This is a genomic window from Streptomyces sp. DvalAA-43 (assembly GCF_900091725.1).
GTDB lineage: Bacteria > Actinomycetota > Actinomycetes > Streptomycetales > Streptomycetaceae > Streptomyces > Streptomyces pulveraceus.
The window spans coordinates 118,896-142,218 of record NZ_FMBW01000077.1; the positions used below are offsets into that span (position 1 = coordinate 118,896).

At 71.9% G+C, this 23,323-nt stretch carries 22 protein-coding genes; 12 read left to right on the forward strand and 10 right to left on the reverse strand.

Features of this window, described 5'->3' with window-relative positions:
* The first annotated feature begins 158 nt into the window (after positions 1-158).
* Together GA0115234_RS33215 and GA0115234_RS33220 are read left to right on the forward strand one after the other, a co-directional pair.
* Positions 159-1,598, forward strand: coding sequence for an NAD(P)H-quinone dehydrogenase (locus GA0115234_RS33215; protein ID WP_093549150.1), 1,440 nt, complete (start codon positions 159-161; stop codon positions 1,596-1,598).
* A gap of 187 nt (positions 1,599-1,785) precedes the next feature.
* Positions 1,786-2,766, forward strand: coding sequence for a DeoR/GlpR family DNA-binding transcription regulator (locus GA0115234_RS33220; RefSeq protein ID WP_093549152.1), 981 nt, complete (start codon positions 1,786-1,788; stop codon positions 2,764-2,766).
* 84 nt (positions 2,767-2,850) lie between these two features.
* Here GA0115234_RS33220 and GA0115234_RS33225 read toward each other — a convergent pair whose 3' ends face one another.
* Positions 2,851-3,450 carry a TetR/AcrR family transcriptional regulator gene (locus GA0115234_RS33225; RefSeq protein ID WP_176729341.1) on the reverse strand — a complete coding sequence of 200 codons (600 nt, stop codon included), beginning with the start codon at positions 3,448-3,450 and terminating at the stop codon, positions 2,851-2,853.
* A gap of 132 nt (positions 3,451-3,582) precedes the next feature.
* Positions 3,583-5,337 carry an acetyl/propionyl/methylcrotonyl-CoA carboxylase subunit alpha gene (locus tag GA0115234_RS33230; protein WP_093549153.1) on the reverse strand — a complete coding sequence of 585 codons (1,755 nt, stop codon included), beginning with the start codon at positions 5,335-5,337 and terminating at the stop codon, positions 3,583-3,585.
* Between the two features lie 422 nt (positions 5,338-5,759).
* Between GA0115234_RS33230 and GA0115234_RS33235 the strand changes: the two genes are divergently transcribed.
* Complete coding sequence (locus GA0115234_RS33235) at positions 5,760-6,209, forward strand: hypothetical protein (RefSeq protein ID WP_093549155.1); 450 nt, start codon at positions 5,760-5,762, stop codon at positions 6,207-6,209.
* Between the two features lie 65 nt (positions 6,210-6,274).
* Here GA0115234_RS33235 and GA0115234_RS33240 read toward each other — a convergent pair whose 3' ends face one another.
* From GA0115234_RS33240 to GA0115234_RS33255, 4 genes are all read right to left on the reverse strand, one after another.
* On the reverse strand, positions 6,275-6,886 hold the full coding sequence (locus tag GA0115234_RS33240) for a Maf family protein (RefSeq protein WP_176729342.1): 612 nt from the start codon (positions 6,884-6,886) through the stop codon (positions 6,275-6,277).
* 31 nt (positions 6,887-6,917) lie between these two features.
* Positions 6,918-7,046: a morphogenic membrane protein MmpB gene (mmpB, locus tag GA0115234_RS43925; RefSeq protein WP_093549159.1), complete on the reverse strand. Its 129-nt coding sequence runs from the start codon at positions 7,044-7,046 to the stop codon at positions 6,918-6,920.
* 152 nt (positions 7,047-7,198) lie between these two features.
* Positions 7,199-7,408, reverse strand: coding sequence for an acyl-CoA carboxylase epsilon subunit (locus GA0115234_RS33250; protein WP_093549161.1), 210 nt, complete (start codon positions 7,406-7,408; stop codon positions 7,199-7,201).
* A gap of 14 nt (positions 7,409-7,422) precedes the next feature.
* On the reverse strand, positions 7,423-9,006 hold the full coding sequence (locus GA0115234_RS33255) for an acyl-CoA carboxylase subunit beta (RefSeq protein WP_093549163.1): 1,584 nt from the start codon (positions 9,004-9,006) through the stop codon (positions 7,423-7,425).
* A 159-nt stretch (positions 9,007-9,165) separates the two neighbouring features.
* On the opposite strand from GA0115234_RS33255, the gene GA0115234_RS33260 reads away from it, so the two are divergent.
* From GA0115234_RS33260 to hutH, 5 genes are all read left to right on the forward strand, one after another.
* Positions 9,166-10,032, forward strand: a complete 867-nt coding sequence (locus GA0115234_RS33260; protein WP_093549165.1) for a biotin--[acetyl-CoA-carboxylase] ligase — start codon at positions 9,166-9,168, stop codon at positions 10,030-10,032.
* A gap of 468 nt (positions 10,033-10,500) precedes the next feature.
* Positions 10,501-11,673, forward strand: a complete 1,173-nt coding sequence (locus GA0115234_RS33265) for an adenylate/guanylate cyclase domain-containing protein (protein ID WP_093549167.1) — start codon at positions 10,501-10,503, stop codon at positions 11,671-11,673.
* Between the two features lie 115 nt (positions 11,674-11,788).
* On the forward strand, positions 11,789-12,601 hold the full coding sequence (locus GA0115234_RS33270) for an enoyl-CoA hydratase/isomerase family protein (RefSeq protein ID WP_093549169.1): 813 nt from the start codon (positions 11,789-11,791) through the stop codon (positions 12,599-12,601).
* 95 nt (positions 12,602-12,696) lie between these two features.
* A complete protein-coding gene (locus GA0115234_RS33275; protein WP_093549170.1) occupies positions 12,697-13,866 on the forward strand; it encodes a GGDEF domain-containing protein in 1,170 nt (389 codons plus the stop codon).
* Positions 13,867-13,943: 77 nt separating this feature from the next.
* The gene (hutH, locus tag GA0115234_RS33280) at positions 13,944-15,494 is read left to right on the forward strand and encodes a histidine ammonia-lyase (RefSeq protein ID WP_093549172.1); all 1,551 of its coding nucleotides are present in this window, start codon (positions 13,944-13,946) and stop codon (positions 15,492-15,494) included.
* Positions 15,495-15,538: 44 nt separating this feature from the next.
* Here the strand turns inward: hutH and GA0115234_RS33285 are convergent, their stop codons facing one another.
* Positions 15,539-15,826, reverse strand: a complete 288-nt coding sequence (locus tag GA0115234_RS33285) for a hypothetical protein (RefSeq protein WP_093549174.1) — start codon at positions 15,824-15,826, stop codon at positions 15,539-15,541.
* A 106-nt stretch (positions 15,827-15,932) separates the two neighbouring features.
* Here GA0115234_RS33285 and GA0115234_RS33290 point away from each other — a divergent pair, with 106 nt between their 5' ends.
* Together GA0115234_RS33290 and GA0115234_RS33295 are read left to right on the forward strand one after the other, a co-directional pair.
* Positions 15,933-16,337 carry a hypothetical protein gene (locus GA0115234_RS33290; RefSeq protein ID WP_093549176.1) on the forward strand — a complete coding sequence of 135 codons (405 nt, stop codon included), beginning with the start codon at positions 15,933-15,935 and terminating at the stop codon, positions 16,335-16,337.
* 278 nt (positions 16,338-16,615) lie between these two features.
* Positions 16,616-17,875 (forward strand): L,D-transpeptidase, encoded by a 1,260-nt coding sequence (locus GA0115234_RS33295; protein ID WP_093549178.1) that lies wholly within the window; start codon positions 16,616-16,618, stop codon positions 17,873-17,875.
* Between the two features lie 508 nt (positions 17,876-18,383).
* On the opposite strand, the gene GA0115234_RS33300 is transcribed toward GA0115234_RS33295, so the two are convergent.
* From GA0115234_RS33300 to GA0115234_RS33310, 3 genes are all read right to left on the reverse strand, one after another.
* Positions 18,384-18,992: an RDD family protein gene (locus GA0115234_RS33300; RefSeq protein ID WP_237541924.1), complete on the reverse strand. Its 609-nt coding sequence runs from the start codon at positions 18,990-18,992 to the stop codon at positions 18,384-18,386.
* Positions 18,989-19,417, reverse strand: a complete 429-nt coding sequence (locus tag GA0115234_RS42605) for a hypothetical protein (RefSeq protein ID WP_161275707.1) — start codon at positions 19,415-19,417, stop codon at positions 18,989-18,991. The genes GA0115234_RS33300 and GA0115234_RS42605 overlap by 4 nt, the downstream gene beginning before the upstream one ends.
* Positions 19,418-19,672: 255 nt before the next feature.
* Complete coding sequence (locus tag GA0115234_RS33310; RefSeq protein WP_093549207.1) at positions 19,673-21,226, reverse strand: hypothetical protein; 1,554 nt, start codon at positions 21,224-21,226, stop codon at positions 19,673-19,675.
* Positions 21,227-21,524: 298 nt separating this feature from the next.
* Between GA0115234_RS33310 and GA0115234_RS42610 the strand changes: the two genes are divergently transcribed.
* Positions 21,525-21,695, forward strand: a complete 171-nt coding sequence (locus GA0115234_RS42610; RefSeq protein ID WP_176729343.1) for a hypothetical protein — start codon at positions 21,525-21,527, stop codon at positions 21,693-21,695.
* Between the two features lie 209 nt (positions 21,696-21,904).
* Entirely contained in the window at positions 21,905-23,284 is a 1,380-nt protein-coding gene (gdhA, locus tag GA0115234_RS33315; RefSeq protein WP_093549182.1) for an NADP-specific glutamate dehydrogenase, read from the forward strand.
* Positions 23,285-23,323: the final 39 nt, after the last annotated feature.

Consider the following 23,323-nt stretch of genomic DNA (forward strand, 5'->3'; position numbering starts at 1 on the left):
CGCGCACGCCCCGGCGCACGTATGGAGGGCCCCGGGGCGAAGCACCTTGGCGCGTGCGGGACAATGAAGTACGTACTGCATTCCCCCGGGGCGCTCCCCCGGACCCCCGGCCGGGGCAGCAGACGGCCGCGGGATGACATACGCGAGGCGGACTTTTCGTGACCCGGATCGTGATCATCGGCGGCGGACCCGGCGGCTACGAGGCGGCGTTGGTGGGCGCCCAGCTCGGTGCGGAGGTGACCGTCGTCGACTGCGACGGCCTCGGCGGCGCGTCCGTGCTCACCGACTGCGTGCCCTCGAAGACCCTGATCGCGACGGCGGAGGTGATGACCACCTTCGACTCCTCGTACGAGGAGCTGGGGATCATCGTCGCGGACGACACCCCGCACGTGGAGCAGGCCGCCCGCGTCGTCGGCGTCGACCTCGGCAAGGTCAACCGGCGGGTGAAGCGCCTGGCGCTCGCCCAGTCGCACGACATCACCGCCTCCGTCACCCGGGCCGGCGCCCGCGTGATGCGCGGCCGCGGCCGGCTGGACGGCCTCCAGGCCGCCGACGGCTCCCGCAAGGTCGTCGTGACCGCCGCCGACGGCACCGAGGAGACCCTCACCGCCGACGCCGTGCTGATCGCGACCGGCGGCCACCCCCGGGAGATCCCGGACGCGCTCCCCGACGGCGAGCGCATCCTGAACTGGACCCAGGTCTACGACCTCGACGAGCTCCCCGAGGAGCTCATCGTGGTCGGCTCCGGCGTGACCGGCGCCGAGTTCGCGGGCGCCTACCAGGCGCTCGGCTCGCGCGTCACCCTCGTCTCGTCCCGCGACCGGGTGCTGCCGGGCGAGGACCCGGACGCCGCCGCCGTGCTGGAGGACGTCTTCCGCCGCCGCGGCATGAACGTCATGGCCCGCTCCCGCGCCCAGGCCGCCAAGCGCGTCGGCGACCGGGTCGAGGTCACCCTCGCCGACGGCCGGGTCATCTCCGGCTCGCACTGCCTCATGGCGGTCGGCGCGATCCCGAACAGCGCGGGCATGGGCCTGGAGGAGGCCGGGGTCCGGCTCAAGGAGTCCGGCCACATCTGGACCGACAAGGTCTCCCGCACCAGCGCGCCGGGCGTGTACGCGGCCGGTGACGTCACCGGGATCTTCGCCCTCGCCTCCGTCGCCGCCATGCAGGGCCGGATCGCGATGTACCACTTCCTCGGCGACGCGGTGGCCCCGCTGGACCTGAAGACGGTCTCCTCGAACGTCTTCACCGACCCCGAGATCGCCACCGTCGGCTACACCCAGGCCGACGTCGACGCCGGCAAGATCGACGCCCGGGTGGTCAAGCTGCCGCTGCTGCGCAACCCGCGCGCCAAGATGCAGGGCATCCGCGACGGCTTCGTCAAGATCTTCTGCCGTCCCGGCACCGGCATCGTGGTCGGCGGCTGTGTCGTCGCGCCGCGCGCGAGCGAACTCATCCACCCGATCTCGATCGCGGTCGACAACAATTTGACGGTAGAACAGATCGCAAACGCTTTCACCGTGTATCCGTCCCTGTCGGGTTCGATCGCGGAAGTGGCCCGGCAGTTGCACACCCGTAAGCGCGCCGGCGAGGCGTAAGCGCCTTCGGGAACCCGGTATTCCCCGGCAACTCCCGGCGGCTCGGGCGGTGTGACGATCGCCGTCCGATCAGTACGGAACAACAACGGGGCCGCCTATACCACTTGGCGGCCCCTTGTATGTGCAACTTCCGCTATTCGGTGCAAACTGCTGAAAAGACTCGGGCGGTCACGTTACTGTCAGTTTCGTGTTCGCTGCAGAACGTCGTCAATTGATCCTCGAAATGGTGCGTGCCAACGGGGCGGTATCGCTCCGTGAGCTCGCCCGCGTCGTCCAGACCTCCGAAGTGACCGTACGGCGGGACGTGCGGGCACTGGAGGCAGAAGGACTCCTCGACCGCCGGCACGGCGGTGCGGTACTGCCGGGCGGCTTCACGCGGGAGTCCGGCATTCCGCAGAAATCCCATCTCGCCACCGCCGAGAAGACGGCCATCGCCGACCTGGCCGCCGGTCTCGTGGACGAGGGCGAGGCCATCGTCGTCGGCGCCGGTACGACCACGCAGGAGCTGGCCCGCCGGCTCGCGCGGATCCCCGGTCTGACCGTCGTCACCAACTCCCTCCTGGTCGCCCAGGCGCTGGCCCATGCCAACCGGGTGGAGGTGGTGATGACCGGCGGCACGCTGCGCGGTTCCAACTACGCCCTGGTGGGCAGCGGCGCCGAGCAGTCCCTCCAGGGGTTGCGGGTCTCGCGCGCGTTCCTCTCCGGGAGCGGGCTCACCGCGGAGCGCGGTCTCTCCACGTCCAACATGCTCTCCGCGAGCGTGGACCGGGCGCTGGTGCAGGCGGCCGCCGAGGTGGTGGTCCTGGCCGACCACACCAAGCTCGGCGCCGACACCATGTTCCAGACGGTGCCGACGGACCTCATCACCCGCCTGGTGACGGACGAGCCTCCGGGCCACGACGACCGCGCCGCCACCGAGCTCCAGGCCCTGGCGGACCAGGGGGTGCAGATCGCGGTGGCCGGCGCGGGGAACGGCCCCACGGCGACCGAGCCCCTTCCGCACGGCCGCCAGGGCCGCCGCGACATGCCGCTGCCCGGGCAGCGCCGTACGCCGCACGGCGGCCCCGGGGGCCAGAGCTCCCAGCAACTACGGGGCGCGGCGTCCCTGGCGGAGCCTGGCCAGGGCCCGGGAGACCGGGCGAGGGTCGCGGACCTGCGGCGCCGGTAGGGCCGGGGCGGAACCCCGGCCGGGGAAAGGGCGGGCAGGGGAACGGCCTCGCGCAGCGGACCGCGACGCACCGCCCCCACCCGCTCAACACACCTCCGCGTGCGGCCCCTTCAGCCCCTGCAAGGTCAGCATCAGCAGCCGCCCCGCCAACTCCGGGTCGTCCGGCGCCTGTTCGGCGGCCAGCGCGATCGCGTTCGTCAGCTGCAACAGATCGTCGATCGACACGTCCGGCCGCACGGCCCCGTTCGCCTGCGCCCGCACCAGCAGCACCGCCCCTGCCTCGCGCAACGGCACATTGCACTGCGCCAGGGCCGAAGTCTCGTCCCGCGACGTCGACATGAGCGCCTGGGCCAGCCCCCGGTACTCACCCGCGTGAGTGATGATCGCACCCAGCCACTCCACCAGGGCCCGGCACGGATGCTCCGCCGCCGCGAGCTCACGGGAGCGGGTGATCAGGGACGCCAGGGCCTCCTGGAAGACCGCGTTCATCAGCGCGTGCCGGTTCGGGAAGTGCCGGTACAGCGTGCCGATCCCCACGCCCGCGCGGCGCGCGACGTCCTCCAGGGACGCGTCGGTGCCGTGCTCCGCGAAGGCGGTCCGGGCCTCGGCCAGCAGCCGGTCGTAATTCCTGCGCGCGTCGGCCCGCATGGGCCGGGGCGGCGTCTGTGCCGTACTGCTCGCCATGGCGCGGTCATCCCTTCTTCCGCCTCGGGGTCCAGGATGCCACCGCGCGTCCGGGGGAGTGACCGCACGGCGAGGGCCCCTGCGCAGTCGTACGACCTCGCAGGGGCCCTCGCCGGTACGGGTACCGCCCGGTCAGTCCTTGATCTCGCAGATGACGGCGCCGGAGGAGACCGAGCTGCCGACCTCGGCGGCGAGGCCCTTGACGGTGCCGGAGCGGTGCGCGTTCAGCGGCTGCTCCATCTTCATGGCCTCCAGGACGACGATCAGATCGCCCTCCTGGACCGCCTGGCCCTCCTCGACGGCGATCTTGACGATGGTGCCCTGCATCGGGGACGCCAGGGTGTCGCCGGAGACCGCCGAGCCGCTCTTCTTCGCGGCACGGCGCTTGGGCTTGGCGCCCGCGGCGAGCCCGGTACGGGCCAGGCTCATGCCGAGCGAGGACGGGAGGGAGACCTCGAGGCGCTTGCCGCCGACCTCGACGACGACCGTCTCGCGGCCGACCTCCTCCTCGGCCTCCGCGTCGGCGGTGGCGGTGAAGGGCTTGATCTCGTTGACGAACTCGGTCTCGATCCAGCGGGTGTGGATCTGGAACGGCTCGCTGGTGAAGGCCGGGTCGACGACGACCGCGCGGTGGAAGGGAATGGCGGTGGCCATGCCTTCGACGTTGAACTCGGCCAGCGCACGGGCGGCACGCTGGAGCGCCTGCTCACGGGTCGCGCCGGTCACGATCAGCTTCGCCAGCAGCGAGTCCCAGGCGGGGCCGATGACGGAGCCGGACTCGACGCCCGCGTCCAGGCGGACACCGGGACCGGTCGGCGGGGCGAAGGTGGTGACGGTGCCCGGGGCGGGCAGGAAGCCGCGGCCCGGGTCCTCGCCGTTGATCCGGAACTCGAAGGAGTGCCCGCGCACGGCCGGGTCGCCGTAGCCGAGCTCCTCGCCGTCGGCGATGCGGAACATCTCGCGTACGAGGTCGAGGCCGGTGACCTCCTCGGTGACCGGGTGCTCGACCTGGAGGCGGGTGTTGACCTCCAGGAACGAGATGGTGCCGTCCGTGCCGACGAGGAACTCCACCGTGCCGGCGCCGACGTAGCCGGCCTCCTTGAGGATGGCCTTGGACGCCGCGTACAGCTCCGCGTTCTGCGCCTCGCTCAGGAACGGGGCCGGGGCCTCCTCGACCAGCTTCTGGTGGCGGCGCTGGAGCGAGCAGTCACGGGTGGAGACCACGACGACGTTGCCGTGGCTGTCGGCCAGGCACTGCGTCTCGACGTGGCGCGGGCGGTCGAGGTAGCGCTCCACGAAGCACTCGCCCCGGCCGAAGGCCGCGACGGCCTCACGGACCGCGGAGTCGTACAGCTCCGGGATCTCCTCCAGCGTGCGCGCCACCTTCAGCCCGCGGCCGCCGCCGCCGAAGGCGGCCTTGATCGCGATCGGCAGCCCGTGCTGCTCGGCGAAGGCGACGACCTCCTCGGAACCCGAGACCGGGTCGGGCGTGCCGGCCACCAGCGGGGCCCCGGCGCGCTGCGCGATGTGCCGCGCCGCGACCTTGTCGCCGAGGTCCCGGATCGCCTGCGGCGGCGGGCCGATCCAGGTCAGGCCCGCGTCCAGCACGGCCTGCGCGAATTCGGCGTTCTCCGACAGGAAGCCGTAGCCCGGGTGGATCGCGTCGGCCCCGGAGTCCTTGGCAGCCTGGAGCACCTTGGCCATGTCGAGATAGCTGGCGGCCGGGGTGTCACCGCCCAGAGCGAATGCCTCGTCGGCCGCACGCACATGCAGAGCGTCGCGGTCCGGGTCTGCGTAGACGGCCACGCTCCCGATCCCGGCATCCCGGCATGCCCGAGCAACGCGGACAGCAATTTCGCCACGGTTGGCGATGAGCACCTTGCGCACGATGGCTCCCTCCTTGAAACAAGCTGAGTTTAGGGACTACCGACACGGCCCTACGACCCGTCCCCAATGGTGAGCTTGCCCACACGGAGTGTGATTCGAGGCTTGCTCAAGTCGCGAAATCCCTTGTGGCACCACGGTACGCCGGGTTTCATAACCGCACAGTAGCCACGAGGTGTGGTCCAGGTCTCTGTTCGTACGGACTGCGACTTCTCGTGTTTCTTTGTCGAGTCCCCACTAATGGGCGAACGATTCTTTGCCCGACGTACTGGAGCCGCGACAAGGGGGCGTAGGGAGCGCACGCCCGCGCACGCCACGCGCGCGGAGTGAAACGCGGAGTGAAAGCGGAGATCGCCGGAACCCTTGTCCGGAGCATTACCCATGAGTAGGGTCCGCGCTATCGCACGTACTGCAGGTAACAGGGGGTGAGCACCGTGGTGCGCAGACCGGTGGCGTTCGTGGCCGCGATCGTGCTGTTCGTGGAGGCCGTGGGCGTGGTGCTCGTCAACGGCGTCCTGGCGACGGTCGTGAAGAACCAGGACATGTCACTGGCCGGGACGGACCCCGAGGTCGTGTCCGACGGCACCTGGGTGATGGGCGGCGTCTTCGGCTTGTATCTGGTGCTGTGCGGGCTGCTCCTGCTGGTGGCCGGCGTCCGGGACCGGGCCCCCGGCCGTCTCGCCCGCATCGTCCTGATCGTCTGTGCCGTGGTGCACGGGGTGCTGGGCGCGCTGACGGTCGGGCTGGTCGGCTGGGCCGCGTTCGCGGTCCTGATGGTGGTGCTCGGACTGATCGTGCTGACGCTGGTGGCGTACGGCGCTCCGTCGGACGAGCCCGCCGACGGCGCCGGAACGGATGCTCCGGCCCCGGCCTGATCCGGAGCGCCCGTCCGGGCGGCGCCCGTCCGGGGCCGGGCGGCGCCTGTCCGGAGGGCGTCGGCTCAGGCCCAGAGCTCGGTGACGGAGATCCCCAGCTCGCCCAGCAGCCGGCGCAGCAGCGGCAGCGAGAGCCCGATGACATTGCCGTGGTCGCCCTCGATGGAGTCGACGAACGGTGCCGAACGGCCGTCCAGGGTGAAGGCGCCCGCGACATGGAGCGGCTCGCCGGTGGCCACGTAGGCGGCGATCTCGGCGTCCGTCGGTTCGCCGAAACGGACGGTCGTGGAGGCGGTCGCCGAAGCGGTGCGTCCGGTCCCCGTGTCGGTCACGCTGTGGCCGGTCCGCAGCACACCGGCCCGGCCGCGCATGGACTTCCAGCGGGCGATGGCCTCCTCGGCGTCGGCGGGCTTGCCGAGCGCCTCGCCGTCGAGTTCGAGCACCGAGTCGCAGCCGATGACCAGGGCGCCCGCCGCCTCCGCCCGGCCGGCCACCGCGGCGGCCTTGGCCTCGGCGAGCACGAGCGCCAGCTCGGCCGGTGTCGGGGCGCTCAGCGCGTCCTCGTCCACCCCGCTCACGATCACCTCGGGCGCGAAACCGGCCTGCCGCAGCAGACCGAGACGGGCGGGGGAGGCGGAGGCGAGCACGAGACGGCGCTGATCAGTCATACACGTCATCGTAGAAGAGCCGGGCGGGCCCCGGCCGCGGTCAGCGGATCCCGACCGCGAGCATCCCGATCATCATCGCGAGAGCGAGCAGCAGCCCCGCGCGACGCATCATGGCCTGGGCGTCGCGCAGTTCCTTCGGCGGCTTGTTCTCCGGGTCGGACCACAGCATGGAAACGATCCTGCTGCCGCGGCGGGCGGTGCGCCTGAGTACGGGTACTCAGCCGCCGTGGTGCGTACGGACCAGATCGTTCCCGGACGCACCGGAGGTCCGGACCAAAGGGCCCGGACCTCGGGAAACGTGCGTGGGGGAGACTCCGGCGGCTACCCGGGCCAGTACGTCCGGGCCCAGGCCCGCGGCCCCGGCAGATGGCGCGTGCTCCGGGCGATGCGTCCCGGGTCGGACCACTGGCCGGGCAGCGGCGGCCCGCCGGCCGGCGCGTCGGACGCCGTCGCCGCCGCGCGCGCCCGCACCACCGCCAGCGCGGCGGCCAGCTCCTCAGGGGTCGGGTTGCCCCGTACGACCTTGATCATGGCCAGGACCCTTTCTAGAGGGGGATGTTGCCGTGCTTCTTCGGGGGCAGCGACTCCCGCTTGGTACGCAGCTGGCGCAGCCCCTTCACGATGTGGGCGCGGGTGTCGGACGGCATGATCACCGCGTCGACGTAGCCGCGCTCGGCCGCCACGTAGGGGTTGAGCAGGGTGTCCTCGTAGTCGGCGATCAGCTCGGCGCGGGTGGCGTCCTGATCCTCGGCGGCGGCGATCGTCCGGCGGTGCAGGATGTTCACCGCGCCCTGCGCGCCCATCACCGCGATCTGCGCGGTCGGCCAGGCGAGGTTGATGTCGGCGCCCAGGTGCTTGGAGCCCATGACGTCGTACGCGCCGCCGAACGCCTTGCGGGTGATCACGGTGATCAGCGGGACGGTCGCCTCGGCGTAGGCGTAGATCAGCTTGGCGCCGCGGCGGATGATGCCGCCGTACTCCTGATCGACGCCGGGCAGGAAGCCGGGGACGTCGACGAAGGTCAGCACGGGCACGTTGAAGGCGTCGCAGGTGCGGACGAAGCGCGCGGCCTTCTCGCTGGCGTTGATGTCCAGGCAGCCCGCGAACTGCATCGGCTGGTTGGCGACGATGCCGACCGGGTAGCCCTCGACGCGCCCGAAACCGGTGATGATGTTCGGCGCGAACAGGGCCTGGGTCTCCAGGAACTCGCCGTCGTCCAGCACGTGTTCGATGGCGGTGTGCATGTCGTACGGCTGGTTGGCCGAGTCCGGGATGAGGGTGTCGAGCTCGCGGTCCTCGTCCGTGGTGGCGAGGTCCGCCGTCTCGGGGAAGGCGGGGGCCTCGGACAGGTTGTTGGAAGGCAGGTACGACAGCAGCGACTTGACGTACTCGATGGCGTCCTTCTCGTCGCCCGCCATGTGGTGCGCCACACCGGAGGTGGTGTTGTGGGTGCGGGCGCCGCCGAGCTCCTCGAAGCCGACGTCCTCGCCGGTGACCGTCTTGATGACGTCGGGGCCGGTGATGAACATGTGCGAGGTCTGGTCGACCATGACCGTGAAGTCGGTGATCGCGGGGGAGTAGACCGCACCGCCCGCGCACGGGCCGACGATCAGCGAGATCTGCGGCACGACACCCGAGGCGTGCACATTGCGGCGGAAGATCTCCGCGAACAGCCCGAGCGCGGCCACGCCTTCCTGGATCCGGGCGCCACCGCCGTCGTTGATGCCGATGACCGGGCAGCCGGTCTTCAGCGCGAAGTCCATCACCTTGACGATTTTCTCACCGTAGACCTCGCCGAGCGAGCCGCCGAAGATGGTGAAGTCCTGCGAGTAGACGCAGACCGGGCGGCCGTCGACCGTGCCGTAGCCGGTGACGACGCCGTCCCCGTACGGGCGGTTCTTCTCGATGCCGAAGTTGGTGGAGCGGTGCCGGGCGAATTCGTCGAGCTCGACGAAGGAACCCTCGTCGAGCAGCAGGCCGACCCGTTCGCGCGCGGTCAACTTGCCCTTGGCGTGCTGCTTCTCGACCGCGCGCGCGGAGCCCGCGTGCGTCGCCTCGTCGATCCGGCGCTGCAGGTCCGCGATCTTGCCAGCGGTCGTGTGGATGTCGGTCTCTTCCGGCTCGGACATCGGGTGGCGGCTCCCTGCCTGGTCACGGGGACGACTGTGCTGCTGATCAGGTGCAGAACACCTACTGATCCGTAGGGCGCAGAACACCTACTGATCCGTAGGGTATCGGCGCGGATACGGATCGGCAGTGCGTCGTTTGCCACACCTAGTCTGGCTTGCATGACACCTTCGGATGCGCCACGGAACCGTTGGTCGGACCTGGACCGGCCACCCCTGAACGTCCCCGCGCTGCGCCGCGGACTGCTGCGGCCGGGCGGACTGTGGACCTCGCTCGACGTCGTGGAGACCATCGGCTCCACCAACTCCGAGCTGGCCCGCCGTGCGGCGGGCGAACTCGACGAGGGCACCGTGCTGGTCGCCGAGGAGCAGACCGCGGGCCGCGGCCGGCTCGATCGCACCTGGACGGCTCCGGCCCGTTCGGGCCTCTTCTTCTCCGTCTACCTGGAGCCGGGCGATATCCCCGCCGAGCGGTGGGGCTGGCTGCCGTTGCTCGCGGGCGTCGCCACGGCGACCGGCCTGGCGCGGGCCGCGGGCGTCGACACGGCCCTGAAGTGGCCCAACGACCTCCTGGTGACAGTGGAGGGCGAGGAGCGCAAGGCGGGCGGCATCCTGGCCGAGCGCGCCGGGGACGGTGTCGTCGTCGGCATCGGCCTCAACGTCTCCCTGCGCGCCGAGGAACTGCCCGCCCCCACGGCCGCCTCACTGGCCCTGGCCGGGGCCGTCTCCACCGACCGCGAGACACTGCTGCGGGCCGTGCTGCGCTCGCTGGAGCACTGGTACGGCCAGTGGCGCGCGGCGAACGGCGACGCGGCGGCGAGCGGCCTCCAGGAGGCGTACGCGGCGGGCTGCGCGACGCTCGGCCGGACGGTGCGCGCCCAGCTGCCCGGCGACCGCACGCTCGTAGCCGAGGCCGTGGCGATCGACGGCGACGGCCGCCTGATCCTGTCCACCGACGACGGCCTCCAGGAACCCGTCTCGGCCGGCGACATCGTCCACCTGCGGGGCGTGGGGGGCGGGCTGGTCTGAGGCGGCGGGTGGGGACCACTGCGACATGTACGGGGTACGCCGCACCGCTCGCCGGTGCCGCCCCGCCGAGCCTTCCGCCTCACCCGAACACGTGCCCGGGGGCATGAATCCATGCCCTCCTGCAAACCACCCACCGGCCGTCACCACCTACGCCCCCTGGCTCGCCCGTGATCCGTTCCGGGAGGCCCGGGGGTACGAATCCGTGCCCTCCTGGAAACCACCCACCGACCGTTACCACCCACGCCCCCCGGCTCACCCGTGATCCGTTTCGGGAGGCCCGGGGGTATGAATCCGTGCCCTCCTGGAAACCACCCACCGGCCGAAACCACCCACGCCCCCCGGCTCACCCAGGAACATTCCCGGATGCCATAGGGGCGTGAGCCACGGCACACCTGCCGTATCGTTGAGGCGATCCACCGACAGAGAGATCGGCAGGGCAGTGCGCAGGGAACGGGCAGGAGGCGGCTGGTGACCGTCGACGACACGACCTCCGGTGCGGGCGCACAGCCCCCGTCGGGCCCTTCGGTCCACGCGACGCCGCATCACGAGGTCGACCATACGGCGGAACCGACCGACGACCCCCTCGCGATCCGGCTGGAACAGCTGATCCTGGGCGCCGACCGTCGCTACACACCGTTCCAGGCGGCCCGCACCGCCGGTGTCTCGATGGATCTGGCCTCCCGGTTCTGGCGGGCCATGGGCTTCGCCGACATCGGGCAGGCCAAGGCGCTCACCGAGGCCGATGTGCTGGCGCTGCGCCGGCTCGCCGGTCTCGTCGAGGCGGGGCTGCTCAGCGAGCCGATGGCGATCCAGGTGGCCCGGTCCACCGGGCAGACCACCGCCCGGCTGGCGGAGTGGCAGATCGACTCCTTCCTGGAGGGGCTGACCGAGCCGCCCGAGCCCGGCATGACCCGTACCGAGGTCACGTACCCGCTGATCGAGCTGCTGCTCCCGGAGCTCCAGGAGTTCCTGGTCTACGTGTGGCGGCGCCAGCTGGCCGCCGCCACCGGGCGGGTCGTGCAGGCCGCCGACGACGAGGAGATGGTCGACCGCCGCCTGGCCGTCGGCTTCGCCGACCTCGTCGGGTTCACCCGGCTGACCCGGCGGCTGGAGGAGGAGGAACTCGGCGAGCTGGTCGAGGCCTTCGAGACCACCTCGGCCGACCTGGTGGCCGCCCACGGCGGCCGCCTCATCAAGACCCTCGGCGACGAGGTCCTCTTCGCCGCCGACGACGCGGGCACCGCGGCCGAGATCGCGCTGCGCCTGATCGAGGCGATGACCCAGGACGAGACCATGCCGGCGCTGCGCGTGGGCATCGCGTTCGGCACGGTCACCACCCGGATGGGCGATGTCTTCGGTACGACCGTGAACCTCGCCAGCCGGCTGACGTCGATAGCGCCGAAGGACGCCGTGCTGGTGGACGGCGCCTTCGCCGAGGAGCTGACCCGTACCGGCGACGCCCCGGCCTCCGAGGCGCAGGCGGCGGAGGAGGCCGCGGTGGCCGAGAAGGAGCGTCAGGAAGGCATGGAGCCGACCGCCGCGCCCACGTACCGCTACGGGCTCCAGCCGATGTGGCAGCGCCCGGTGCGCGGACTCGGCGTGGTGGAACCCTGGCTGCTTGCGCGCCGCGGCACGTCCTGATTCCCGCACGTGCGTGATCCTGCCGATCCGGTCGGCCCCGGACGCCCCGGGGCCGCTGTCCGGGCCGCCCCATAGGATCCCTCCGGTAACGCTCGTTAACCGGAGGGGTGAAGTCATGACCGTCACGTCCGAGCAGCGGTTCGGGGAATTCGTCGTCGTACGGGTCCACGAGGGGCAGGAGCACGTCGCCGAGCTGGTTCTCGACCGGCCCAAGGCGATGAACGCCGTGTCCACGGACATGGCCCGCTCGATCGCCGCCGCCTGCGCCGCGCTCGCCGCCGACCCGGCCGTACGGGTCACCGTCCTCACCTCCAGCCACGAGCGGGCCTTCTGCGTGGGCGCGGACCTGAAGGAGCGGAACTCCTTCACCGACGCCGATCTGCTCCGCCAGCGCCCCACCGCCCGGTCCGCGTACACCGGGGTCCTCGAACTGCCGATGCCGACGATCGCCGCCGTGCACGGCTTCGCGCTCGGCGGCGGATTCGAGCTGGCGCTCTCCTGCGACCTGATCGTCGCCGACCGCACCGCCGTGGTCGGGCTGCCCGAGGTGTCGGTCGGCGTCATCCCGGGCGGCGGCGGCACGCAGCTGCTGCCGCGGCGGATCGGTGCGGCGCGCGCCGCCGAGCTGGTCTTCACGGCCCGGCGGGTGGAGGCGGCCGAGGCGCTCGACTCCGGACTCGTCGACGAACTGGTGGAGGCCGGACAGGACCGGGCGGCCGCGCTGGCGCTGGCCGGGCGGATCGCCGCCAACTCCCCGGTGGGGCTGCGGGCCGCCAAGCGGGCGCTGCGGCTGGGCCACGGCCTCGATCTGCGGGCCGGGCTCGAAGTCGAGGACGCCGCCTGGCGGTCGGTGGCCTTCTCCGGCGACCGGGCCGAGGGCGTGGCCGCGTTCAACGAGAAGCGGAAGCCGAACTGGCCCGGCGAGTGACGCAGCGTGACCTCTCGTCGCTGAAAGGGCGCGAAGTGCACGCGATGGACGTCTCAAACTGATCAAATCACCACAAAACTACATAAGCTGTAACGATGGGTGGTGATGATGCACGGCTGCGGGCCGTGGTGGCGCTTGCGCAGGCGATGGCGGCGGCACACACCCCGCGGGGGTCGTGGCGAGCGGCTGCGCTGGGGGCGTGCGAGGCACTGGGCGGCAGTTTCGCCGCGCTCTCCGTGTGGGAGCGCGGACGGGGGGAGCTGCGCGTCCTGGTGAACGCGGGCGAACGGGCCGAGGGGGAGGAGGAGTTCCCCGAGGCGGAGGCGTATCCGGTGCACCAGTTCCCGGAGATCACCGAGTTCCTGCACGAACGGTGGGCCGGGGGCGGTGAGCCGGACGCCTGGGTCGAGACCGCCGACGGCTCGGCGGAGGCCGCGCCGGGCGGGGGTGCGGCGCTGCGGGAGTACGGGAGCGGCTACGGCCGGGAGCGGGTGGCCGCCCTGCGCCGGCGCGGGCGCGGCTGCTGCGTGGTCGCGCCGATCGTGCTGCACGGGCGGGCCTGGGGTGAGCTGTACGTGGCCCGCCCGGTCGGGGTGCCGGTGTTCGGGCGGGCGGACGCGGACTTCGCGACCGTGCTGGCCGCGGTGGTCGCCGCGGGGATCTCCCAGAGCGAGCGGCTCGAAGAGGTCCGCAAGCTCGCCTTCAGTGATCCGCTCACCGGTCTGGCCAACCGCCGTGCCGTCGATGTGCGGCTGGACGAGGCGGTGGAGCGGCACCGGGAGGACGGGGCGGTGGTCAGCCTGGTCGTCTGCGATCTCAACGGCCTGAAGCAGGTCAACGACACCCATGGCCATGCGGTCGGCGACCGGCTGCTGGAACGTTTCGGCTCGGTGCTGTCCCGCTGTGGCGCCATGCTGCCCGGCGCCCTGGCGGCCCGGCTCGGCGGTGACGAGTTCTGTCTGCTCGCGGTGGGTCCGGAGGTGGACGACGTGGTCCGGGTGGCCACCGAACTCTGCGAGCGGGCTGGCGAGTTGGAGCTGGGTGACGGGGTGGCGTGCGGGATCGCCTCGACCGGTGACCCGATCGGTCCGGTGGTGTCGGCGCGGCGGCTGTTCCGGCTGGCGGACGCCGCCCAGTACCGGGCGAAGGCGGCCCGTTCGGTCAAGCCGGTGGTGGCGGGGCGCGACGACGAGGTGATCCGGCTGGCCGACGCGCCGCCCAGGTCCCCGCACGACCGCCGCCACCTGCGCGGCAGTCGCCCCTGAGGGGTGCGGTGATCGGTAAGGGGTCAACCGTACGACCACTAGTGACATGAAGGGATTCAATCCGTACGCTTCTGAATATGGATATGCATACAGTCGTGGTGGGGACGTCCGGTACCACCGCCCAGGACGTCATCGCCGTGGCCCGCGGCAACGCCCGCGTCGAGCTCTCCGCCGCCGCCGTCGACGCGCTCGCCGCCGCCCGCGAGATCGTGGACGCGCTCGCCGCCAAGCCCGAGCCGGTGTACGGCGTCTCCACCGGATTCGGGGCGCTGGCCAGCCGCCACATCAGCCAGGACCTCCGCGCACAGCTCCAGCGCAACATCGTCCGCTCGCACGCCGCCGGCATGGGGCCGCGGGTCGAGCGCGAGGTCGTCCGCGCGCTGATGTTCCTGCGGCTGAAGACGGTCGCCTCCGGGCACACCGGCGTACGCCCCGGGGTCGCGCAGACCATGGCCGACGTCCTCAACGCGGGCATCACGCCCGTCGTCCACGAGTACGGCTCGCTCGGCTGCTCCGGCGACCTGGCCCCGCTCTCCCACTGCGCCCTGACGCTGATGGGCGAGGGCGACGCGGAAGGCCCCGACGGCACCGTGCGCCCCGCCGGTGAGCTGCTCGCCGCCCATGGCATCACCCCGGTCGAGCTGCGCGAGAAGGAGGGCCTCGCCCTCCTCAACGGCACCGACGGCATGCTCGGCATGCTCGTCATGGCCCTGGCCGACCTGAAGACCCTCTACACGTCCGCCGACATCACCGCCGCCCTCTCCCTGGAGGCGCTGCTCGGCACGGACAAGGTGCTCGCCCCGGAGCTGCACGCCATCCGCCCGCACCCGGGCCAGGGCGTCAGTGCCGACAACATGCTGCGGGTGCTCGCCGGATCGGGCCTCACCGGCCACCATCAGGACGACGCGCCCCGCGTACAGGACGCCTACTCGGTGCGCTGCGCGCCCCAGGTCAACGGTGCCGGACGCGACACCCTCGACTACGCGGGGATCGTCGCGGACCGCGAGCTGGCCTCCGCCGTCGACAACCCCGTCGTCCTTCCCGACGGCCGGGTCGAGTCCAACGGCAACTTCCACGGCGCCCCCGTCGCGTACGTACTCGACTTCCTGGCGATCGTCGCGGCCGACCTCGGCTCCATCACCGAGCGCCGCACCGACCGGCTGCTGGACAAGAACCGCTCGCACGGGCTGCCGCCGTTCCTCGCCGACGACGCCGGGGTGGACTCGGGCCTGATGATCGCCCAGTACACCCAGGCCGCCCTGGTCAGCGAGATGAAGCGGCTCGCCGTGCCCGCCTCGGCCGACTCGATCCCGTCCTCCGCGATGCAGGAGGACCACGTCTCCATGGGCTGGTCGGCGGCGCGCAAGCTCCGTACCGCCGTCGACAACCTGGCCCGGATCGTCGCCGTCGAGCTCTACGCGGCGACCCGCGCCATCGAGCTGCGCGCCGCCGGGGGCCTCACCCCCGCGCCCGCCTCACGGGCCGCCATCGAGGCGCTGCGCGCGGCGGGGGTCCAGGGGCCGGGGCCGGACCGCTTCCTCTCGCCGGATCTGGCCGCGGCGGACGCGTTCGTCCGTGCGGGGAAGCTGGTCGCGGCGGTCGAGCCGGTGACCGGGCCGCTGGCGTAGGCCGCTCGCGGGCCTGTTCCGGACGACGTGCTCCAGGGCGTGTTCTAGACGAGCAGGGTGTCGGGGCGGCGTACCGAGTGGGAGACCAGCGCCGCTCCGATGCCCAGGAACGCCATGCCGCCGATCAGATACGGCCTGGTCCCGATCCCGGTCCCGGTGTCGGCCAGCCGCGGACCGGGACCGGTGTCCGTGGCGGTGGTGGCCGGTTGGCTCCGTGCGCCCGGCGCGGGCGTCGGCCGGTCCGTCGCGTTGGCGGACGGGACGAACCACAGGGCGGCCAGCAACGTGGCCGCGGCGGTGGCGGTCAGGAGCGGGCGGCGAGCGACGGCCACGGAATCGATCCCCCTTGTCACAGCCGTGAGTTAGGCATGTGCGGATGCTAGTGAAAGCAGCGGGTCGCGGGAAAGCCGGGGGCGCGGGGAGCTTACGCTCCGGCACATGAGCACTTCTGAGACATCACGGTTCGTTCGGCTTCGCGTCGAAATGGTGCTGGAGATCACCGACCCCGCCGCCCTCAGCGGCACCGCACTGGAGTCCATCGCCGCCGAGTACGGGGAACCGGGCGGCGAGTCCGCCGAGGAGCGCACGCGCGCCGAGACCGCCGTACGGGAGGACGGCGCGGAGGCCCTCGCCTCCCTCGTCGACCCCTTCGACCTGATCAGCGAGGTACCCGGGGTCGAGCTCGCCCAGGCGTCCTGGAGCAGCGAGACCGTCGACTACGACCCGGACGACCCGGACGCCTGGGACCTCGACGACGAGGACGACGAGGAGGACGGCGAGGAGGACGAAGCGGACTTCGAGAACGACGCCGAGGGTGGTGCCCGCGTCCCGCACAATGGGTGAGGGCGACGACGGTCACGTCGCCGCGCGCGGCGGGACCAGCAGCTGGTGAACACCGGCCCCGGACCGCTTCGCACGCGGTCCGGGGCCGGTGTCGTCCGCCGGTCGCCCCTACGCGATCGGCATCGGGAACCACCGCCACCGCGGACGCGTCGATGAGTGTTGTTCCCCACATCCTTCTTGGATGTGGAACGGAGGACCCTTTCCATGGGTTCTAGGACCATTGACGGGTTTCGCCGGCGACGGTGTTTCCGCTCGGGGATTTTGGGGATTCGGCAACGATGGAGAAGCGTGTGATGACGGACAGCAAGCGGCGCAGGGGCCTGATGGCCGCGTCCGCACTGCTCGGCGGCGTACTGGTGCTCACCGCCTGCAACGACGGCGACAGCAGTGCCGAGGGCTCGAAGAAGTCGCAGGCGGCCGAGGTCGACAAGGCGGCGGCCCAGGACGCGTCCGAGGCCCAGATAGCCATCGCGCCCAAGAACGGCGCGACCAACGCGAGCATCAACAACGACGCGAAGGTCACGGTCGCCAAGGGCACGCTCTCCGAAGTCACCATGACCACCGCGGCCGGGGCGGCCGTCAAGGGCACGCTCTCCGCCGACAACAAGAGCTGGAAGCCGGACGTCCAGCTGGAGCGCTCGACCACGTACAAGATCGCCGCGACGGCGAAGGACTCCAAGGGCCGCGAGGCGCACGAGAACTCCTCCTTCACCACCGTCTCGCCCGCCAACAGCTTCATCGGGAACTTCACCCCCGAGGACGGCTCCACGGTCGGCGTCGGGATGCCGGTCTCGATCAACTTCAACAAGGCGATCACGGACAAGAAGGCCGTCCAGGCCGGTATCACCGTGACGTCCAGCAGCGGCCAGCAGGTCGTCGGCCACTGGTTCAACTCGCAGCGTCTCGACCTGCGCCCCGAGAAGTACTGGCAGGGCGGCTCCACCGTCACCCTGAAGCTGGCGCTGGACGGCGTCGAGGGCGCGGACGGCGTCTTCGGCGTCCAGCAGAAGACGGTCACCTTCAAGGTCGGCCGCAACCAGGTCTCGACGGTCGACGCCAACACGAAGATGATGACCGTCACCCAGGACGGCAAGACGATCAAGACCATCCCGATCTCCTCGGGCTCCTCCTCCAACCCCACGTACAACGGGCAGATGGTGATCTCCGAGAAGTTCAAGGAGACCCGGATGAACGGTGCGACGGTCGGCTTCACCGACGACGACGGCAAGGGCGAGTACGACATCAAGGACGTGCCGCACGCCATGCGGCTGTCCACCTCGGGCACCTTCATCCACGGCAACTACTGGGGCGCGCGGTCGATCTTCGGCAGCGCCAACACCAGCCACGGCTGCGTCGGTCTCGCCGATGTGAAGGGCGCGGGCGACGCCAACCAGCCCGCCGCCTGGTTCTACAACAACTCCATGGTCGGCGACGTGGTCATCGTCAAGAACTCCCCGGACAAGACCATCACCCCCGACAACGGCCTCAACGGCTGGAACATGAGCTGGGCCGAGTGGACGGCGGGCTCCCAGGCCTGACCCGACCCCGGTCCGACTCCACGCGTCATCCCCGGCGCGGCCCGAATCCCGTACGGAGGCGGCGGCACCCGGATCCCCTCGGATCCGCGGTGCCGCCGCCTCCGGCGTTCGTGGGCCTTCTCGTCCGGCCGCCCCAGCGAGGGTGGGGAATCGTTCCTTTGGACTGTTCTGACATCAACTGTCCCCATGGATCAGCACCATTGAGCCGCGTCACGGACCAGGACGCGACCAGACCTGTCGCGTGGTGCGGTGCCCGAAGTGCCGCCGTCCGGTCCTCGGCGGCCGGGTCGCGGAAGGCCTGGACGAAACCGGTCCGCCGGAAGGCGGAGGAGCGCCGGTGGGAGATCATCGGTACATCAGCACCCAGTGGGAACGCCCCCGGGAGCAGGACGGGGAGGCGCAGCCTTGACGTGCGCCCACGGCTCGACGCCGGGGTGACGACGACGCGACGCGGAGCATCGACAGGGTCGTGGTCCAGTGCCTGCGAACCGGGGCTCGCGTGCCCGGCTCAACGGTGGGCCGGCGCGGTGGCGGCCCGGTGGGCGGTGAGGCCGCTGTGGCGGACCTGGCGCAGGCCCAGCGGGTCGGTGCACGGCTCGCCGTTCCCGCCGTTCCAGAGCGTGGTGCGGGGCAGGGCGTCGGGGCCCGAGAGCAACGAGCGCAGCCCGTACCAGGGTTGCAGCGGCAGCCAGCACAGCCCGTACAGCCAGCGCCGCAGCAGCAGCCAGGGCCCCGGGCGCCCGGCGTCGGGCAGTCTGACCACCCGTATCCCCATGATCAGTTTGCCCGCGCCGGCCCCGGTGAGCGAGGTGAGGACCACATGGTTGAGGAACGAGAACGCGAGCGCCGGGCCGAGCAGCAGGCCGACCGCCTCGGTGACTGCGGCCGTATGCACGTACGGCCGGGCCAGTAAGCCGGCGGCGACCAGGCAGAGATAGCAGTCGAGGCCGACCGCGAGATAGCGGCGCATGTCGCCCGCACGAGGCGGTACGCGCACCGTGTGCGGTGCGTGCGGTGCGGTGCGGTACCCGGGCGTGGGCGGGAGGGCCGCACGAGCCGTCGGCAGAGGCGGTACGGAGAGGTTCCGGGAGCGTCCCTCACCCCGTGGAATGGTCATGACGGCATCATGGCCGATGAGGCATCACCATGTGCCCGGTAACCGAACACACGCCGCCCGCGCCCCGCACTGCTCTCGCCGCCATGACCGCCGCCATCACCGCCGTGATCATCGCAGTGGTCGGTGTGCTCGGCACACTCCTCGCCCCGGTGTTCGCGCAACGGCTGACCGCGCGTCAGCGCGCCGAGGAGGCCCGACTGGCGGGCGGGCGGCGGAAGTTCGAGGAGCGGCGCGCCCACTGCACGGCCATGAACCGGGCCTCCCGGCAGTTCCACACCCTCCTCAAGGACGCCCTGCGCCGGATCCGCGACGGCGTCTACACGGAGCAGGAGCGCACCCAGCTGGAAGAGGCCCGCCCCGACCACCGCGACCGTTACGCCGAGGCGCAGATGATCGTCCCCGAACGGATACTCCAGACGTCCCACGATCTCAACCGGGTGCTCGCCGCCGGGGACGCCACCGCCAAACGCCTCGACCGTGGCCTCGCCCGCGACGGCGAGAACGTCGGACGGGCCCTGGAGGACCTGAAGGCGGCCGACCCCTGCCTCGACCGGATGTGGGAGCTGATGCGCCGGGACCTCGGGCCTGACTCGGCGTCGTGGGCCGGGGCCACCCACAGGGGCTCGGCTCCGTCGGCGAGGCCCCGCCCGCCCCTCGGCAGGCCACATCCGCCCGCCCCCTCAGCAGGCACCGAACGGCCACAGCCGGTACCGCGAATCCAGCCGGTACTCGCCCGCCCGCCCCACCGTCAGCCGCGTCCACTCGCCGTCCCGCCGCAGACATCCGCCGCCGTCCGCCCGCAGCCACGGCGAGTACGCGATCCGTACCGTCACCGACCCGGCGGCGGGCACCCGTACCACCAGGGACGCGTCGTCGCCGCGTACGACCGCGCCGGGCGCGGAGACCAGCGGCACCGCCCCGCGCACCCGGTAGATCCGCCACTCCGCGTCCCGCCACACCGGCTGCAGCCAGTCGATGCCGTGCCGGACGATCGCCGCCTCCGCCTCGGCGGGCCCGTCCGGCCTGCCGTTGTGCAGCACGACCAGACCCACGCCCCACCGGTCCAGCCAGGCCCGGTACGCCGCCGGGGTCGGCCGTTCCCCGTAGAACAGCCGCCCGCGCTCCACGTCGAGCTGCCGGTTCCAGCCGCGCGCCAGGTTCACGTACGGGGCGAGCACCGTGGCCTCGCGGTGGTTGCGGGCCGGTACGGCCTCCACCCGGGTCCGCTCGGCACCGAGCCGGCGCAGCTCGGCGACCACGCCGTCGGTGTGCTCCGCCCAGGCGGGCACGGTGCTGGAGACCCGCAGATCGTCATCGGTCTTGTCGATCAGCCAGCCCGAGGTGAACACCAGCGTCCCGGCGAGCAGCGCGGCCCGTACCCGTACCGCCGTACCGCCCCGCGCCCACCGGGGCAGCAGGGCCGCCGACGCCGCCAGCAGCACGGGCGGGCCGGCCATCCCCACCAGCCGCTCCACGTTCGTCCCGATGGGGGAGGGGACCAGGAAGGTCAGGACGACCCCGGCCGCGTACACCGGGCTCGCGAACCGGACCACCCGCCAGCCGCCCTCGCGCGGCGCCGCGCACCACAGAGCCGCGCAGGCCGCCAACGGCACCCACAGCCTGCCCGCCGCCATCGGCTGCTCGCCGGTGAAGGGGAACACCACGGTCGTCGCGGCCACCACCACGAACGGCGGCACGACCAGCCCGGCTGCCCGCCGCCACTGCCGGTCCAGCCCGTACGCCGCGCCCGCCACCACCAGGAACAGCCCCGCCACCGGGCTCGCCGCCGTCGCCAGCGCCGCGCATCCCGCCGCGACGCCCGTACGGCGCGGTACGTACACCAGCGCGACCAGCCCGATCGCGACGCCCAGCGCGAACGTGGTGCGCCCGGACGCGACATTGCACCAGAGCGCCAGCGAGCCCAGCACCGCGACCGCGACCGGCCACCGCACCCCGCCGCGTACACAGAGCCGCCCCAGCGCCCACGAGCCGCAGAGCCCGGCGGCGACGGTCACCGTCCGCACCCCGGACACCGCCATGAGCGGCGGGGCCAGCAGGCTGTAGTTGGCGGTGTGCATCCCGCCGTACCAGGAGAGGTTGTACGCGGACCCCGGGTGCCGGGAGGCGAAGCCGGCCCAGGCGAGCTGCGCCGCCAGATCACCGCCGCCGGTGGCCAGCGCCAGCGCCCACAGCAGGTACAGCGGCACGACGACGAGCACGGCGACCCCCGGCACCCACCACCGCGCCGGGACCCTGCGCGTACCGGTGGGATTCCGCCCGTCTTCCCTGCCGCACTCCCCGCCACGTTCCGCGTCGCGCGTCCCGGTGCTTTCGGTGATCCCCACCGGCACACCCTAGCGGCGCCGTTCGCACCGGTCGGCGGCGTGCGCACACCTGCACCGTGGTGCAGCTGGCTACACCACGGACCCGGGGGACCGTCCCCTCGTGGCGGCCGTCTCCGGCCAGCAGGATGGGGACATCACGAGACACCGTCCCCACCGCGAGACACCGTCCCCACCACGGAGGAACCCCATGAAGGCACTGCTCTGGTTCGTGCTCTGCGCGGCGATCGCCGCGAACGTCTCACTGAACTTCCTGACGGAGGAGAACGGTCTGCACATCGCGCTGAGCGTGGTCAGCGGAGTGGTCGTGCTCGCGTCCGGAGCGGGCCTGTGGATGCTGCGCCGCGAGGCCCGGCAGTAGCCCCGGCCGGCACTGCGCGGGTCCCGTTGCGAGGGCCACCGGGGCGGCTGGGACAATCGACCTGCCACAACGGTTCTGTACGTCGCCTCCGTGAGCCGCAGAGCGTGCGATGTCTGGGCGACGCCCTCAATGGGGAGGGGGACCGCTGACGCCTCCCGGGACGGGGGCGTCTTCGCGCGCGACGCCCATCGACGGAAGGTCTTGACCTGATGCAGGCCACCCCTGATTCCGTAACCCCGCACGCCACCGAGAACCGCGTCATCGAGCCGCTGTACGCCGAGATCCTCCGGCGCAACCAGGGCGAGAAGGAATTCCACCAGGCGGTCCGGGAGGTCCTGGAGACCCTCGGCCCGGTTCTCGCCAAGCGGCCCGAGTTCGTGGACGCCAGGATCATCGAGCGCATCTGCGAGCCCGAGCGCCAGCTCATCTTCCGGGTGCCGTGGTCGGACGACTCCGGCGACATCCACGTCAACCGCGGCTTCCGGGTCGAGTTCAGCAGCTCGCTCGGACCGTACAAGGGCGGGCTGCGCTTCCACCCCTCGGTCAACCTCGGCATCGTGAAGTTCCTCGGCTTCGAGCAGATCTTCAAGAACGCGCTCACCGGCATGCCCATCGGCGGCGGCAAGGGCGGCGCGGACTTCGACCCCAAGGGCCGCTCGGACGCCGAGATCATGCGGTTCTGCCAGTCGTTCATGACCGAACTCCACCGCCACCTCGGCGAGTACACCGACGTCCCGGCCGGTGACATCGGCGTCGGCGGCCGGGAGATCGGCTACCTGTTCGGCCAGTACAAGCGGATCACCAACCGCTACGAGTCCGGCGTCCTCACCGGAAAGGGCCTCGGCTGGGGCGGCGCCCAGGCCCGCACCGAGGCCACCGGCTACGGCTGTGTCCTGTTCACCGCCGAGATGCTCCGCAGCCGGGGCGAATCCCTCGACGGCCAGCGCATCGTCGTCTCGGGCTCGGGCAATGTCGCGATCTACGCGATCGAGAAGGCCCAGCAGCTCGGCGCGACCGTGGTGACCTGCTCCGACTCCACCGGCTACGTCGTGGACGAGAAGGGCATCGACCTCGCCCTCCTCAAGGAGATCAAGGAGGCGGGCCGCGGCCGCGTCTCCGAGTACGCGGAGCGCTGCGGCGAGCACGTCACGTACGTCCCCGGCACCGGCGTCTGGAACGTCCCCTGCGACGTGGCCCTGCCCTGCGCCACCCAGAACGAACTCCACGAGGCCGACGCGGTGGCCCTGGTGCGCCACGGTGTGAAGGCGGTCGCCGAGGGCGCCAACATGCCCACCACCCCGGAGGCCGTACGCGTCCTCCAGGAGGCGGGCGTCGCCTTCGCCCCCGGCAAGGCGGCCAACGCGGGCGGCGTGGCCACCAGCGCCCTGGAGATGCAGCAGAACGCCTCGCGCGACTCCTGGACCTTCTCCCACACGGAGGAGCGCCTCGCGGAGATCATGCGCCACATCCACGACTCCTGCTACACCACGGCGGAGCGCTACGGCAGCCCCGGCAACTACGTGGTCGGCGCCAACATCGCCGGCTTCGAGCTGGTCGCGGACGCGATGCTGGCCCAGGGCCTGATCTGACCCGACGGCCCCTCGACACCACAGTGGCCCGCCCGCCTC

What these genes read in the sequence shown, in the direction of transcription:
- GA0115234_RS33225 (WP_176729341.1), bottom strand. Translation starts at nt 3,450, where the DNA reads ATGGCGAGCAGTACGGCACAGACGCCGCCCCGGCCCATGCGGGCCGAC.
- GA0115234_RS33240 (WP_176729342.1), bottom strand. Translation starts at nt 6,886, where the DNA reads ATGACGTGTATGACTGATCAGCGCCGTCTCGTGCTCGCCTCCGCCTCC.
- mmpB (WP_093549159.1), bottom strand. Translation starts at nt 7,046, where the DNA reads ATGCTGTGGTCCGACCCGGAGAACAAGCCGCCGAAGGAACTGCGCGAC.
- GA0115234_RS33250 (WP_093549161.1), bottom strand. Translation starts at nt 7,408, where the DNA reads ATGATCAAGGTCGTACGGGGCAACCCGACCCCTGAGGAGCTGGCCGCC.
- GA0115234_RS33255 (WP_093549163.1), bottom strand. Translation starts at nt 9,006, where the DNA reads ATGTCCGAGCCGGAAGAGACCGACATCCACACGACCGCTGGCAAGATC.
- GA0115234_RS33260 (WP_093549165.1), top strand. Translation starts at nt 9,166, where the DNA reads ATGACACCTTCGGATGCGCCACGGAACCGTTGGTCGGACCTGGACCGG.
- GA0115234_RS33270 (WP_093549169.1), top strand. Translation starts at nt 11,789, where the DNA reads ATGACCGTCACGTCCGAGCAGCGGTTCGGGGAATTCGTCGTCGTACGG.
- GA0115234_RS33275 (WP_093549170.1), top strand. Translation starts at nt 12,697, where the DNA reads ATGGGTGGTGATGATGCACGGCTGCGGGCCGTGGTGGCGCTTGCGCAG.
- hutH (WP_093549172.1), top strand. Translation starts at nt 13,944, where the DNA reads ATGGATATGCATACAGTCGTGGTGGGGACGTCCGGTACCACCGCCCAG.
- GA0115234_RS33290 (WP_093549176.1), top strand. Translation starts at nt 15,933, where the DNA reads ATGAGCACTTCTGAGACATCACGGTTCGTTCGGCTTCGCGTCGAAATG.
- GA0115234_RS33295 (WP_093549178.1), top strand. Translation starts at nt 16,616, where the DNA reads ATGGAGAAGCGTGTGATGACGGACAGCAAGCGGCGCAGGGGCCTGATG.
- GA0115234_RS33300 (WP_237541924.1), bottom strand. Translation starts at nt 18,992, where the DNA reads ATGACCATTCCACGGGGTGAGGGACGCTCCCGGAACCTCTCCGTACCG.
- GA0115234_RS42610 (WP_176729343.1), top strand. Translation starts at nt 21,525, where the DNA reads ATGAAGGCACTGCTCTGGTTCGTGCTCTGCGCGGCGATCGCCGCGAAC.
- gdhA (WP_093549182.1), top strand. Translation starts at nt 21,905, where the DNA reads ATGCAGGCCACCCCTGATTCCGTAACCCCGCACGCCACCGAGAACCGC.